Annotated in this window: 8 protein-coding genes; 2 read left to right on the forward strand and 6 right to left on the reverse strand. The window is 60.8% G+C overall.

What is annotated here, in order from left to right; translation table 11 throughout:
- The 3 genes from BJ928_RS34060 to BJ928_RS34070 form a co-directional block, all read right to left on the reverse strand.
- The coding region (locus BJ928_RS34060) for a YDG domain-containing protein (RefSeq protein ID WP_245432702.1) at positions 1-7,869 on the reverse strand (7,869 nt) is incomplete at its 3' end.
- A 10-nt stretch (positions 7,870-7,879) separates the two neighbouring features.
- Positions 7,880-9,631 carry a ShlB/FhaC/HecB family hemolysin secretion/activation protein gene (locus tag BJ928_RS34065; protein WP_047636358.1) on the reverse strand — a complete coding sequence of 584 codons (1,752 nt, stop codon included), beginning with the start codon at positions 9,629-9,631 and terminating at the stop codon, positions 7,880-7,882.
- A 254-nt stretch (positions 9,632-9,885) separates the two neighbouring features.
- Positions 9,886-10,758: a hypothetical protein gene (locus BJ928_RS34070; RefSeq protein WP_245432704.1), complete on the reverse strand. Its 873-nt coding sequence runs from the start codon at positions 10,756-10,758 to the stop codon at positions 9,886-9,888.
- Between the two features lie 402 nt (positions 10,759-11,160).
- Here BJ928_RS34070 and BJ928_RS34075 point away from each other — a divergent pair, with 402 nt between their 5' ends.
- Entirely contained in the window at positions 11,161-12,468 is a 1,308-nt protein-coding gene (locus tag BJ928_RS34075; RefSeq protein WP_063769485.1) for an MFS transporter, read from the forward strand.
- 195 nt (positions 12,469-12,663) lie between these two features.
- Complete coding sequence (locus BJ928_RS34080) at positions 12,664-13,260, forward strand: TetR/AcrR family transcriptional regulator (protein ID WP_047636354.1); 597 nt, start codon at positions 12,664-12,666, stop codon at positions 13,258-13,260.
- A 354-nt stretch (positions 13,261-13,614) separates the two neighbouring features.
- On the opposite strand, the gene BJ928_RS34085 is transcribed toward BJ928_RS34080, so the two are convergent.
- From BJ928_RS34085 to BJ928_RS34095, 3 genes are read right to left on the reverse strand one after another with little or no spacing between them, the layout of a single operon-like run.
- On the reverse strand, positions 13,615-13,827 hold the full coding sequence (locus tag BJ928_RS34085) for a hypothetical protein (protein WP_245432706.1): 213 nt from the start codon (positions 13,825-13,827) through the stop codon (positions 13,615-13,617).
- The gene (locus BJ928_RS34090; RefSeq protein WP_047636353.1) at positions 13,824-14,273 is read right to left on the reverse strand and encodes a type II toxin-antitoxin system VapC family toxin; all 450 of its coding nucleotides are present in this window, start codon (positions 14,271-14,273) and stop codon (positions 13,824-13,826) included. The genes BJ928_RS34085 and BJ928_RS34090 overlap by 4 nt, the downstream gene beginning before the upstream one ends.
- On the reverse strand, positions 14,270-14,572 hold the full coding sequence (locus BJ928_RS34095) for a hypothetical protein (RefSeq protein ID WP_047636351.1): 303 nt from the start codon (positions 14,570-14,572) through the stop codon (positions 14,270-14,272). The genes BJ928_RS34090 and BJ928_RS34095 overlap by 4 nt, the downstream gene beginning before the upstream one ends.
- Positions 14,573-14,624 lie beyond the last annotated feature (52 nt).

Below are 14,624 nucleotides of genomic sequence, written 5' to 3' on the forward strand. Positions count from 1 at the left end.
GGAGAGCATGTCGCCATTGACAAGGCTCGAGGTTGTATAAGTCAGCGCTGGGTTTGCATTGCCATAGGTCTTCGACTTCGCATCCGCCGTTACCGTTAGCGCACGCGGAGTGACCGTCAGATTAGCCGCATTGTAGGTGATCGCGTAATTGGCGTTACCAAGGCTGCCGAGAGTGATCCCGTAGCTGCCAACATTCGAATACTGCCCCGCCGAAGTCGATAGCGAACCGGAGAGCGTGTCGTTATTCACGAGGCCCGAGGTCGCGTAGCTCAGCGCCGGGTTTGCGTCGCCATAGATCTTCGACTTCGCATCCGCCGCTACCGTCAGCGCACGCGGAGTGACCGTCAGATTGGCCGCATTATAGGTGATCGCGTAATTGGCGTTGCCGAGGCTGCCGAGAGTGATCCCGTAGCCGCCCACGCCGGAATATTGTCCTGCTGAAGTCACAAGCGATCCGGAGAGCGTGTCGTTGTTGACCAAGCCTGAGGTTGTATAGGTCAGCGCCGGGTTGGCATCACCGTAGGTCTTCGATTTCGCATCCGCCGTCACTGTCAGTGCCCGCGGGGTGATTGCCAGGTCGGCACCCGTATAGCTGATGTCGTAGTTCGAGTTAGCAAGCGTGCCGAGCGTGATGCCGTAGTTGCCGATCCCCGACGCCGTCGTCGCGGAGGTAGCCAACGCTCCCGAGAGCGTATCGCCTGCGACGAGGCCGCTCCCGCCGACGGTATAGGTGAAGCCCGGATTGGCATCGCCATAGGTACGGTGTGCGCCGTCGGTCGTGACCGTGATGGCGCGCTTGGCGATGTCGGCAAGTGTCGTGGCCGTGTTGTAAGCAAGCGTATAGTTGCCGGCATCCGCCCCGCCGAGCGACAGGCCGGAGATGGTGACCGTCTTGCCCGTGCCGGCGTTCTTGTCGGAAAAGGCGCCGCTGAAGCCGTTGCCTAGCGAAAGCGTGTCCCCCGGCACCATGCCGCTGAAGACGGCGCCCGCTGTGTTCAGCGTCGCATCCTTCGTACCGTCATAGATCTTGCCGTTGGCGATGATCCCGCCGATCGATGAGATCATAGCCCTGGCGATATCGACCGTATCCGTGCCGCCCGCCAGCGTGTAGTTTGAGGCAAGGCCGCCATTCGTGCCATCGCCCAGAGCCAGTGACGCAAGCGTCACGCCCTTGCCCGAGCCGGCATTCTTGTCGGCCATGGTGCCGGTGCCGGACAGAGTCAGCGTTTCGCCGCCGGCCAGGTTCGACAGCGTGAAGATCGAGGCCTCGAGATCCGTCGAACCGTTATAGGTGCGGCTGCCCGAGAGGTTGACGACACGCTGGCCGATATCGGCGAGCGTCGTGGCCGTATTCGTATCCAGCCTGTAGTTCTGCGCGTCGGCTCCGCCAAGCGTCAGTCCGGAGATGCCGATCGTTTTGCCGGTACCGGCATTGGCATTGGAAAAGGCGCCGAGCGCGGTGCCGACCGTCAGGCTATCGCCTGCGATCATGCCATTGAAGACGGCGCCTGCAGTGTTCAACGCCACATTGGTCGTGCCGTCATAGGTCTTGTTGCCGGCGGTGATGCCGGTGATCGCAGAGATGATGGCAGGGGTTATGGTGCCGTAGCTGGTCGTGTTGGCGATGCCAAGTTGGTAATTGTTGGCGTCGGCGCCGCTTATGTAAAGTCCATCGACGGCGACCGTCTTGGACATGCCGGCATTCTTGTCGGAGAAGTTGGCGCTCGTGTAGCCAACTTGCATGTCATCGCCGTTGATCGGTATCGTGTAGATATTGACGGTGGCTGCGGTCGTCCCGTCATAGGTCTTGGTGTTGACGCTGGTGCCGCCGAAGAACACATAGGCCTTGGTGATGTCGGCCGTGGTCGTCGCCGTATCGGAGGCAAGCGTATAGTTGCCGTTGTCCGCGCCGCCGAGCGTTAAGTCGGAGATGTTAACCGTCTTGACCGAACCGGCATTCTTGTCGGAGAAGGTGCCGGTCGCGGTCGCAACCGTTAGCGTGTCGCCGGCGACGATGCCGGTGAAGCCCGCACCCGCGGTGTTCAGTACGGCAGTCGTGTTGCCATTATAGGTCTTGTTGTTCGCCGTGATGCCGGTGATGTCAGAGATTGTCGCCTTGGCGATATCGGCCGTGGTCGTCGCCGCATCGGAGGCAAGCGCATAATTGCCGACATCCGCGCCGCCGAGCGTCAAGCCGGAGATGGTGACCGTCTTGCCGGCGCCGGCATTTTTGTCGGAGAACGTGCCGGTCGCGGTCGCAACCGTTAGCGTGTCGCCGGCGACGATGCCGGTGAAGCCCGCACCCGCGGTGTTCAGTACGGCAGTCGTGTTGCCATTATAGGTCTTGTTGTTCGCCGTGATGCCGGTGATGTCAGAGATCGTCGCCTTGGTGATATCGGCCGTGGTCGTCGCCGTATCCAGGGCAAGCGTATAGTTGCCGGCATCCGTACCGTTGAGCAGGAGGCCCGAGATCGTCACAGTCTTGCCGGTGCCGGCATTCCTGTCAGAGAAGGCGCCGGTGACGCCATTGCCGAGGGTCAAGCTGTCGCCCGCCGCCATGCCATTGAAGACCACACCGGAAGTGTTCAGCGTCGCGTTCGCATTGCCGTCATAGATCTTGTTGCCGGCCGTGATGCCTGAGATCGACGAGATCGTCGCTTTGGCAATGTCGACCGTGTCGGTGCCGCCGATCAGCGTATAGTTCGAGGCAAGGCCGCCATCACCATTGATGCTGTTACCCAGAGCCAGCGTGCCGAGCGACAGCACCTTGCCGGTGCCGACATTCTTGTCGGCCATGGAGCCCCCGCCGATCAGCGTCAGCGTCTCGCCATTGGCGAGATTGCTGAGCGAGAGACCTGGGGCTGCGACATTGGTTGTGCCGTTATAGGTGCTACTGCCCGAAAGGTTCAGCACGCGCTGCGAAATCGTCAGCGTGCCGCCATAATCGACATAGGCCGTGCGGGAGCCGTTCTCCGTCACCGAGACGATATCGGGGTCGGAATAGTTGTAGGTTCCGGCATTGGTCCTGCCCGTAATCGCGCTGCCCCAGGCAAGCGAGACATTGCCTGTGCCGAGGCCCGACAGCGTCGCGCCGGCGATCGTGGAATTGGCGTCGCCATAGATACGGCTGCCGTTGCCGATCTTGACATAGTCGTCATAGAACCCGCTGCTGAGCGAGCGCAGCATCATATAACCACCATTGGCGCCCGTCGTCGACTTGCCCCAGACGCTGGCGAAATCCCATCCGGCAGTGATGAAGGTGAAGGGGTCCAGCATCTCAGCCGTCGTCAGGCCGGTGATATTGCCGGATTGATTGTTGCCGTCCGAACCGATGCCGGTTGTGGTCCCGCTCGTCGATGTGTCCCAATAGGCGTGGCTGATCGTGCCGACATTTTGGCCGGCGAGACCGCCGACATTGCTGCTTCCGCTGACAGCACCCGTCGCATAGGCGTTGCTGATCGTGCCCCGGTTATAGCCGACGAGGCCGCCGATGGAGCTGAGCCCGCCGACCACACCGACCGCGCCCGTCGCATAGGCGTTGCTGATCGTGCCGCCGTTATAGCCGGCGATGCCGCCGATGGAGCTGCCCCCGTTGACCGTACCCGTGGCATAGGCATTGCTGATCGTACCGACATTTTGGCCGGCGATGCCGCCGACGGTGTTGTTCCCGCCGACCGCACCCGTCGCATAGGCGTTGCTGATCGTGCCGTCGTTTTCCCCGGCGATGCCGCCGACATAGGAGGCACCGTTGGCGATGCCCGTCGCATAGACGTTGCTGACCGTGCCCAGGTTCTGGCCGACGAGCCAGCCGACGTGGCTGTCCCCGCTGACCTCGCCGCCGGTGAATCCGATGTCGCGGATGGTGCCCATGGAATAGCCGATGAGACCCTCATACGCATCTGAGCCGCCAGCAATCGTCAGGTTCGCGACCGTGTGGCCGAGGCCCTCGAACGTGCCGGAGAAAAAACCGTCTTGCGAAATTCTGACAAAGTCGCCCGTGTTGAAGCCGGTCGCGTCGAGATTGCCGGCGAGCGCGTAATTAACGTCGGGGTTCATCAGGACGAAGAGCGCCAAATCCGAGTTGTTGTAGAGCAACTTATAGGCTTGCCCGTTGATCGCGAGCGTGCCGCCTTGGCTTGACGTCGCCGCCGAGCCATCGGCGTTGGCGAAGGTAACACCGCCCTTGAAGCCCGCCGGCGTCAGGCCGAACGAGAGATCGGTGACGGACGGCGTCGTCGTGTTCTGGTCGAAGCCCAGCCCAACGCCGCCTGCACCCTTGACTGTAATGGGCGCATTCACCGTCAGAGCGCCGGCGGCCACAAGCCCGACGCTGCCGCCGTTTTCGATGGTGATGGCATTCGCGACCGTGACCGGCGCGCCGGCGGCGGTCGTCCCTACGAAGAGCGTGTTGGCCGTATCGACCGCTTGATCGATGGTGAAGCTGGCACCGGTTGCGATGAACCCTTGGCCCGTGATGGCGTTGATGGCCGCGCTTGCCGTTGCATCGCCGCCGGCGGCGGTGATGGCGCTGGCCCGCGCGCTGCTTAAAGTGGCGCCGGCCTCGGCGGATGACAGCGTCGTCGCCGAGGTCGCAACGGTCAACGCATTGCCAAAGAGATTGAGGCCGGATTGGTTGGCCGCGCTTGTCGCCGTCATGAGCGTCGCGGAATTGGCCGCGCCGGTCGTTGCATTGGCGCTGGTATAGGCGACGAGCGAATTGCCCGCTGTGATCGAGCCCGCCGCGCCGAAGATGTAATAATAGCCGTTCGCGCCCGTCGTGGCCGAGCCGAAGCTCGTGCCATTGGCAAACGCCGTCACGGAGATAGCGCCATTGAGGCCCAAGCTCGCCGGCGTCCTGCTACCATTGAAGACGCCCGCCGGCGTCAGGCCTACAGTCGTATAAGCACTGCCCGAGATCGCCTGCACCCCGTTCGGGAAGAAGCTGGTGAGATAGGGGTAAAGGCCCGATGTCACGGTGAACGCGCCGCCGAGGCGGGAAGCGGACGAGCCGTCCTGGAACTGCGCCGTCGTCAGGCCGGTCGCGCCCGAGGGGTCGGAGGTCTGGTTCGTGGTGTTGAAGCCCGTGGTGTTGATGTCGTAATAGGAATTGGTGACCGTGGCACCAGAACTCGAATAGCCCGCGAGGCCGCCAAGGCCGAAATAGGCGCTCCCGCTGACCGCACCCGTGGCATAGGCGTTGGTGATCGAGCCGCGGTTGTCGCCCACGAGGCCGCCAACGCCGGCGACATAGGCGTTCCCGATGGCCGCACCCGTGGCATAGGCGTTGGTGATCGAGCCGCCGTTGTAGCCCACGAGGCCGCCAACGTCGGAGTCACCATTGTGCGCGGTGGTCACGCGGGCCGCACCCGTGGCATAGGCGTTGCTGATCGAGCCGTTGTTGTAGCCCACGAGGCCGCCGACGTAGCCGTTAAACCCGCTGACCGCACCCGTCGCATAGGCGATGCTGATCGTGCCGTCGTTTTGCCCGACGAGGCCGCCGCCGCGCTCGCCGACCCCGCTGACCGCGCCCGTCGCATAGGCGTTGCTGATCGAGCCGGTGTTGTAGCCCACCAGGCCGCCGAAAGTGTCGGACGAGGTAGCGATATTGACGGACGGTCTAACCGCACCCGTCGCATAGGCGTTGCGGATCGAGCCGTCGTTTTCGCCGACGAGGCCACCGGCATATTCGTTCCCAATGACCGCACCCGTGGCATAGGCGTTGCTGATCGAGCCACCGGATTGATATCCGACGAGGCCGCCGACGTAGCTCAACCCACCGACCGTGGCTCCGGTGACGCCGATATCGCGGATGGTGCCGGTGGAATCGCCGATGAGACCGACATAATAGCTTCCGCCAGCCATATTGTCTGCGCTACCCGTGATCGTCAGGTTCGCGACCCTGTGGCCGAGGCCCTCGAACGTGCCGGAGAAAACACCCAGAACATAAATGTCGGAATTGCCGCCCGCGATGACGCCGGTCGTATAGCTGTTGCCGGTCGCGTCGAGATTTTGGGCGAGCGCGTAATTGCCGGCGAGGTTCAGCGCGCCATTGGTGCCGTCGAGATCGCTCATCGAATAGAGCAGCGTATAGGCCTGCCCGTTGATCTTCAGCACGCCGCCCTGATCGCTCGTCGCAGCCGTGCCATCGGCATTGACGTAGGTCAGCGATCCGGTGAAGCCGGAATTGGCCAGGCCGAAATCATAATCGCTCGCCTCGATATCGACGGTGCCCGCGCCTTTGACCGTCACCGGCGCGGCAAAGTGGACGATGCCGCCGGAGGAAAGCGCCAGCCCACCCGCGCCGAGCGTGACGGGGGCGTTGATGTTGATATCCGAGGCCGCATTCAGCGTCAGCGTCGAGCCGGAGGTCCAGGCAATCGGCGCGGCCACCGTGATGGTGCCCGCCTGCGGATTGGCCGCATCCGACGACGAGCCGGTTGTCACCATGACATTTGCGGTGGCGAGTGCATTGGTGAGCGTATTGACATTGATGATGCTGCCATTGCCTGACGCGGTGAAGCCAGAGGAATTGCTGTCGGTCGCCGTCGAGATGGTGACGTTGTAGGGATCGAGCAGCAGATTGCCGAAGGAACCGTGGGCGGCTGTCAGGTCCGTCAGGCCGGCATAGGAGAGCCGCGCCTTGCCCGAGACCTCGACCTCGCCGCCATTGCCCGAAAGCGCGCCACCCTTCGCCGTGATCGTGCCGGCAAAGTTCGTCAGGTCGTCCGACCATAAGACGACATTGCCGCCACTGCCCGTGGTGACTGCATTGGCATTGATGACGGTATGGGCGTCGACATCAAGCGTCTCGGCATGCTGCAGCAGGCCCTTCCCCTGACGGTTGCCGCCGATATTGACCGTGCCGCCGCCGGTCTTGCCGGACGCGTTCACCTTGGCGGAGGCAAGCTTGATCGACCGGCCCGTCACGGTGACTTTGCCGCCCTTACCGGCGGCATTGCCGGCATCGAGCGTGCCCGAAACCGCCACTTCGCCGTCGCCGCCGGTGAGCGTGATATCGCCGCTCTTGCCGGAAACGCCGTTGGCCTCGATCGTGCCCGACATGTTGACCGCCTGCCGCGCCATATCCTTGGCTGCAGCGGCGGTGAGCTGCACCGCGCCGCCTCTGGCAGAAATCTTGCCGCTGTTGTCGACCAGCGCCCTACTGCCGCCCGCCTTGGTCGGTACCGCCACCTGCAGGAAGCCGTCGCCGGACAGATCAAGCGTTGCCTGTTCGCCGGATCCCAAGGCTGCCTTACCCATCGGCACGGTGATGACACCGGCATTGGCGACCGTGCCACCGATCAGCGCCATGTAGCCGCCGCGATTGATGGTGATCGCACCGGCGTTCGTCACCGGGGCAGAGGCGCCATTACCAGTAAAGCTCCTCTTGGCGCTCATGAAGTCGTCATCGGAGATGCCGAGTGTCGAGGCGACGAAGGCGCCTGCCTTGACCGTGCCTGAACTGGTGATCGCAATACCGTTCGGATTGATCAGATAGACCTGGCCATTAGCAGTGATCTGGCCTGATATGGTCGAGCTTGTCTCACCGGTCACGCGATTGAGGATGGCCGCATTGGCATCGGGCTGGACGAAGGTGACGCGATTGGCCTTGCCGACATTGAAGCTCTGCCAATTGACGACGGCGCTGCCGCTCGTCTGGTTGATGGTCAAGGCGCCGGCCGACGGCGTCCCGATCGTGGCACTACCCGCTGCCACCTGCCCGCCTGAAGGCAGTGACTGAGCCGGCGCCACCGTCGCGTGGGCAAGCGCCGTCGACGCCAGAAGCGCGACGAGCCGGACCTTGTGCGTCCGGGTTCTGTGCGAAAGCACTCCATTGCTGAACGTCCGACGGTTCGTCTGTGGGGTCATCGCTGCTATCCTAAAACTGAAACGCCGCCGAGACGGTGAAGCGGTTGTCGTTAGAGCCATCGCCGAAGTGCTCGACACGGCCGTATTCAAGATTGACGTTGGTGCTGTTGAAGCTCGCCTGCTCGGCCGCAGCCAGCCACAGGCCGAGGCCATAGGCCGCGCCGCGCGAGAAGCCACTCTCCAGCGCCGTCGGCTGGTAGAGCTTGGCGCCGCCATAGGCGCCGAACAGGTAAGGCGAAACCACCACGCCGCCGCCCGTAGTCGTTCCATCCGGCAGACCGGTTCCCTGCTGCGCCGGGAATTCCGGCCAGCCGAACGGCAAGGTGAAGCTGGCAATGAAAGGGAACTGCGCCTCGGCGCGCAGCACGAAGCCTGAATCGCCCTGCATCGAGCCGGTTGGGAAGTTCGACAGGCCTGAGGAGGAGACGAGGCCGATCTGCTCGGAATTGAGCAGCGGTTGGCCGAAGGAGGTCTGCGCCTTCGCGCGGAGATCGAAGACCAGATGCTCGGCGATCGGCTGGCGATAGCCGAGATTGACCTCGACCTTCTGGAAATCGGCATCCGCGCCTTGGCGTGATAAGGGCGTGCCGCTGCCATCGGCATCGGCCGCGCTGCGTGCCCCAAGCCCATTGATGCCGAAAGACCCAGTCAGGCCGGCGCTGACAAGGGCATCGCCGGATACATACCAGGAAAGATCCGCGCCTGTGCGCAGGATGCGCAGCCGATCCTTCGACAGTGCGACACCGCCGCCATTGAGAAACTGAAGTTCTTCGTCCTGCGCATCGAAGCCGCCATTGAGGTTAAGCGTGAACTCGCGTGAGCGGATCAGCGGGTAGGCAAGCCGGGCCGAATAGCGCGTGAAGTCCGACATGAACTGCAGACCGAATGTGCTCGCCTCCGGCGTCGTGCGCGACGCGGTGGCTTCAAGGTTCAGCGTCAGCCCGTCGATGCCGATCGGCAGGGTTACACCCCCGGCCAAAGACCGGTTGCGCGGCGCGCCGGTGAAATAGCCTTCGTCACCGCCGAAACGCGGCGCACCAGAGGCTCTCAGATAGAAGAGCTCGCCGAAGCCGAACACGGAATTGAAGTCCAGACCGACGCCGGTGTTGTATTTGCCGAGCGCGTCGGTGGAATTGTTGTCGCCCGAGACGAAGCCCGTGACTGGCTTGTAGCGCGCCTCGATCGTCAGCACGCTGCCGCCGGGCTTCGTGCCGCGCGACAGCGTCGAACGCAGCACCGTGCCCGGCAGGTCGCCGGCCAAAAGCAGCCGACGCTCGATCTCATCGTTGGACATCCCCTTCTCGCCCACCAGCGGCGAGAGCATCTTGGCAATGCGTTCGCGGATATTCTCGGGAAGATGCGAGGTGTCGATGCTTTCGACGAAGCCATTGATGACGACGATGCGCAAGGTCGCGCCATCGATCAGGCGCTGTGCCGGCAACACCACACGCACCAGGCCGTATCCCTTGGCGCCGTAGGCCCGCTCGAGCTGACCCGCCGCCTCGAAGAGGGCGGCTGCCGTCACAGGGCTGCCAGTCAGGTTCTTCTTCAGGCGCGCTTCATCCTCGGCAAAGCCTGGAAGCCCGCCTTCGACCTTGACGGCCTTCAGTCGGACGGTGAGCTTCTCCGCCCCCTTGGGGGCGACAGGACCGGACGCTTCGGGAATGACGATGCCGCTGTTCTGCTTCTGCAACTGCGGTTCGAAGCTCTGCGGCGTCACCTGCGAGGCCGTCTGCGCAAAGGCAAGACATGCCGGCGCCATCACTGCAACGCTCGCGGCCAGTCCCAAGGATCGGAAAAAACGGTATCCGAAAGTCAAAATGAACCTCAATCTCAGCATACGCGGTCGTGTTGGAAGAAACTCCGCAAGGAATGGTCGAAAATTGCCAGCACAACCCCTTCCCGCAGCAGGACTAATAAAGTTGGCTACAGAGGTCAGCATCCATTTTTGACTTGGGAGATCTTGAGGACTTTCCGCTGGCAATTGTCGGCAGGTGCCAAGGAAGACAGGCCGTCTTATTCGCAATTGCGGGCTCCTTGAGAAATCGCCGCCCCACCGCTTAAAGCGTTGGCGAGCGCGCCATCGAGGATGATCAGCTTTTGCGCCTGAAACGCCGCATATTCCTCGTAAAAGCCGCGCGAAATCCACATCGGCGAATGTCCCGGCCGCCCAGCCCAGCCAAGTCCTCCAATCGCCTGAGCTTCCGAGATCTTGCGGCTGGTATGCGCGCCAGAAAGACCGGTCGCTCGCGCCAGATATGCAATGGAGCTGACATCCGTAAGATATCGCTCCGGCTGCGGGAAGCTTTGCCTATCGACGCCTGCGATCAGCCGATCCATCACCCAGCCACCCGAATCGATCCAGCTGAAGATCCTGTAGAGCGGTCCTGGCGTGCGCACTTCGGGAGTGAAGAACAGAGCATTCGCCACGACCGGCTGGATCGACGGAAGCAGGCTCTCCCATCGCGTGGAGAATTGCACATATCTTTGTCCGTCATCGAGCAGATCGAGCGCCTGGAAATGCAGATTGTACCAGAGCGCCAGGAGAGACAGGGAATCAGGCGATGGTTTGGCCCGCCCACGATGGCCAGCGACCTGACTATCGATCGCCTGAATGACGCCATACTTCATCGATTCATCAAAGAAGGTATAGGCTGTATTGCGGCTCGCGAGACCAAGGAAGGTTGCCAGAAGGCCAAGACTTCTACGGCTAAGACCCGGCTCTACTTCGCCGATGGGGTTAAAAAAGTGGGCGACTGCGGCATGGCTTAGGAGCCAACGCTGCTGTGTTGCAAACAGCGCTGCGGCACGCGGCGATTGCTTATGAGCCTCGAACATCGCCGAAGCCAGGAAAAAGACGACAGATGGGAAGGCAGCGCGTGAAATCATATCGCTCACACCGCCCCGCAATCGATCGTTTGCTTCCTCGCCTTCAACAGATGGAAATGCGTCCGGAAATTCTATCATCTGTCCCAAGAATGCGATCTCCGGCTAGCGAATCCGCCAACGAAACCATCCGAAGTCCTCGTCAGATCGTTCCGGTCCACTTGCTGACTAGGAGCGCTGCGTCGACCCGCAATTCTTTGGCGAAGTCTAAAAACTTCTCACATTTTAAAAATATGAGAAATAAATGCCGGATCACCCGTCACTTGTCAACGAGAATGTTTCTCATATTATTGCGATCTGAGAAATCGACCGGTGTCGAATGGTGCTCGCGCGCTGAGGCGGAGAATTCTAAAGCGCGCTTCACGTCGTCGCCAAACCACCGGATTGCCGAGAGGACCTGAGCGAATGCCCTTACCAAGACCGATTAATCCGTCGTACACCTTGGGCGTTCTGACCATCGCTTCCACCTTGTCTTATCTCGACCGGCAAATACTTGGTCTCCTGGTGGAGCCGCTGAGACAGGACCTTCATCTGACAGATCTGCAGATCGGCCTGCTGCAGGGTTTCACCTTCGCCATTGTGCTGGCAACCGCTGGATTGCCGCTGGGCCGCTGGGTTGATACCGGAAACCGTGTGCGGATTGCCGCAATAGGAATCGCGCTCTGGAGCATCATGACAGCCGCTTGCGGCTTCGCAGGCAGTTTCGGAGCTCTTTTGCTGTGCCGGACAGGTGTCGCATTGGGGGAAGCAGCCCTCACACCCGCCGCCTATTCCCTGATCAGCGATTTGTTCCCCACCCGGCGACGCGGACTTGCAATAAGCATTTACAGCACCGGCGCATTCATCGGAGCCGGTCTATCGCTTGTTTTGGCAGCGACGGTTCTTCATGAATTGTCGAGCGCAGGGAACATCTTCGTTCTGCCGGGCATGCAGCACATATGGCAGATGGTATTCGTCTTCATCGGACTGCCTGGCATCGTTGTCGCCCTTTGGGCTGCAAGCCTTAAGGAACCCCGCAAGCATTCCGGAACTGTTCCAGCCCCAGTACCGGGCATGGCCGAGATCCGCGCCTATTTTTTGAATAATCGAGTAGAACTCGCGAGCCTTTATTTCTGCCTGGCCTTTGCAGCGACCCAAGCCTATAGCTACAGCGCATGGATCCCCACCGTGTTGATCCGCACCTTTCATATGCCGTTAGTCGCCATCGGCTTTAGCCTCGGACCACTCTTGATTGCCTCGAGTGTATCGGGGCTGATCTTTGGCGCGGTACTCGGCGATAGCCTGGTTCGACGTGGTATTGCGGCGGCTCGCCCCATCCTTATGTGCGGCGCTGCCCTGGCTGCATCGCTGTTCGCTGCGGCAGTACCCTTTGCTTCGACCCTCAACGCCGCGCTTACCTTGATATCTATCGCAACATTTTTTTCCACAGTCATCGTTGCGAACGGTCCTCCTGCGCTTCAGGACATCACACCGTCCCGTATGCGTGGCATCTCGAGCGCTGTCGGCATCCTGATTGTGACACTCATCGGCATGGGCGTCGGCCCCACAGTGGTCGGGTTTGTCAGCCAGAACATCATCGGCGATCCAAACAAGATTGGCGTCGCACTCAGCATCGTATCGAGTGCCGCTCTCGTCGTCTCGTCGGCTTTGGCGTTGGTGGCCATCTTCAACTACAAGCTCGAATCGGACAACACAGCGGCACGCGCGGTATGAAAATCGCGTCTATCGGGACAAAGCCACGTTTGAAGATCAGGATTGTCAGGCTGCTGTCCCGGTTCGCGCCACGAGAACTTTGCATGACGATCAGCAATCCTCAGAGTGACCGTGTACCGAATGCATGCCATTTTTGCTCGATGTTCACGCCGCATCTTATAGATTGACCCGAGAGAATCGTTGAAAGCGCGTTGCATGTCGGCTTACGAAGTCCTGGTTTCCAATATTACCCAGAGTTTTCTCGATCATGGCTATGAAGCCATGACAATGAGCAAACTGGCAAAATATTGCAATATTACGCGCCGGGGCCTCTATCATCACTTCAGCAGCAAGGAAGAAGCCTTTCAGGCAATGGTTCGCCAAAACAACCAACGGACCCGACAAGGCAGTCTTAGCGAAGGCACAAAGCTGTTTTCGGCTGGCGCCGATGTGCTTGATATCGTCACAGCGGTACTGGATGTTCGATATGGCGATACGAGAAGAAAATTGGTGCTTTCACCCTTCGCGCTCGAAGTCAACGACTACGCGTTTCGCCTATGCCGTCCGGAGATGGTCGAAGCTGCAACCGTTTTCCAAGCCGATTTCGCCGCATTGCTCAAACAGCTCATGGCAAACGGCCAACTGACACTTCGGCCTTCGATATCGGTCGAAACTTTGGTGCAACTTCTCTGTGACGGTGCTCGGGGAACCAACCAAAGCTTTTTCGCACCTTCGCCAGAGGAAATCACCGCACGCTACCGGCAGATGAGCCAAGCAATCCTGTTAGGCTGTGCCGAGCCAGTTAAGCTGTGACGGGCTCATGGAAATTCGCAGGGTATATGTTCCGAGCATCTTTGCTCTTGAAAAGAATCGAACCTGCGTCCCATCAATGCTAAGAGCTAAACGAATGAAGTACATGTACTTCGGCTGAATTCGCTTGGATATCCTTTCATCGTCTTTGCTGGTGGGGTGCGCGCGTAACGCGACATTGCCATTTGCCGAACTTTGCAAGGCAAGCCAGCGCTAACGCGTGCCCACGGAGAACTCGCCCTTCGACATGAAGGATCGCCTAAAAGAGTGAGGCTAGCGCTGGTCTGACGGAAGCGATAGCAGCCCGAAATCATGATCGACGAAATTGCAGAAGAGGCCGCTGAAGACGAGCTCCGTCTACTGCGAACTGGGATCTACCGTTCGTTCGTCCGGGTGTTCGTCGAACGGACGTGTGCCGACAATATCCCGCCCTTGGTCGCTTCCCGTCTGGCCGAACCAAGCCAGATCAGTCCAGCCATCGCAAAGATGGTAGGCGAACACGAGGCGTTCGAACTCGCTGCCGCTGAAATCCTCGAAATGAATCGGGCGGACCGTGCGCGCTATCGTCACTTACCCACCTCCCAGCTCTCAGAGCTACGGAGCGGGTTGATAATCTGAACGTCCTCGAAATCCTTTTCATTGTCGGTCACGACGATGCAGTCGTTGGCTTCGGCGACGGCGGCAATGATTGTGTCTAGCGCGCTTCGCGAACGGCCCTTGGCTTTACCGTTGGCCATCAGCCGCGCCCAGATCAAACCCGCCTTGTCGTCGAACGATAGGATGCGGCCAGCGAACAGCGCTTGCGGCCCTTCTGAGCCGAGGAACCAAGTTTCAAGGCTGCTACGCTTCTTGCCTTTCGGCTTCTCCAAGATGCCTCGATGGATTTCGGCGACGGTAAGCGAAGCAATGAAAAGGTCGTCGTCCTTCTGCGCGCCCATCCAAGCCAGCAGCGAGCCCGACGGTTCCGGCTTTATGATGTTGCTGATGATATTGGTGTCGAGGAGATAGCGCGTCACAGATCGATCTTACGCCCATCTTCTCGCGGCCGGCTGAGGTCGAGATCGGCGCCTACCATAGGTGAGCGACGCAGCGCGGCGAGAATACCGCCCGCTTTCGGAGGCTCGCCTGCCACGGCCTGCTGTATCGTCCGGCGAAGTTGCCCAGCTTCCGGACCTTCCTCCGTCAATTTCCGGGCAAGGGATCGGAGCAGATCGCGATCGGCGTCGAGCGCCTGAATCTCGAACCGCGCGATGCCACGCTCAGTCAGCCGGGACCGATAATTCTCAAGGGCTCTCTTCTGCGCGCTGTTGCTCATCGCGTGCCTCCATGCTATATCCAGATATATAGCCGTGTTTTCTTTGGAGTGC

It is taken from the genome of Rhizobium sp. WW_1 (assembly GCF_003610155.1).
In the GTDB taxonomy this organism is placed as follows: Bacteria; Pseudomonadota; Alphaproteobacteria; order Rhizobiales; family Rhizobiaceae; genus Rhizobium; species Rhizobium tropici_A.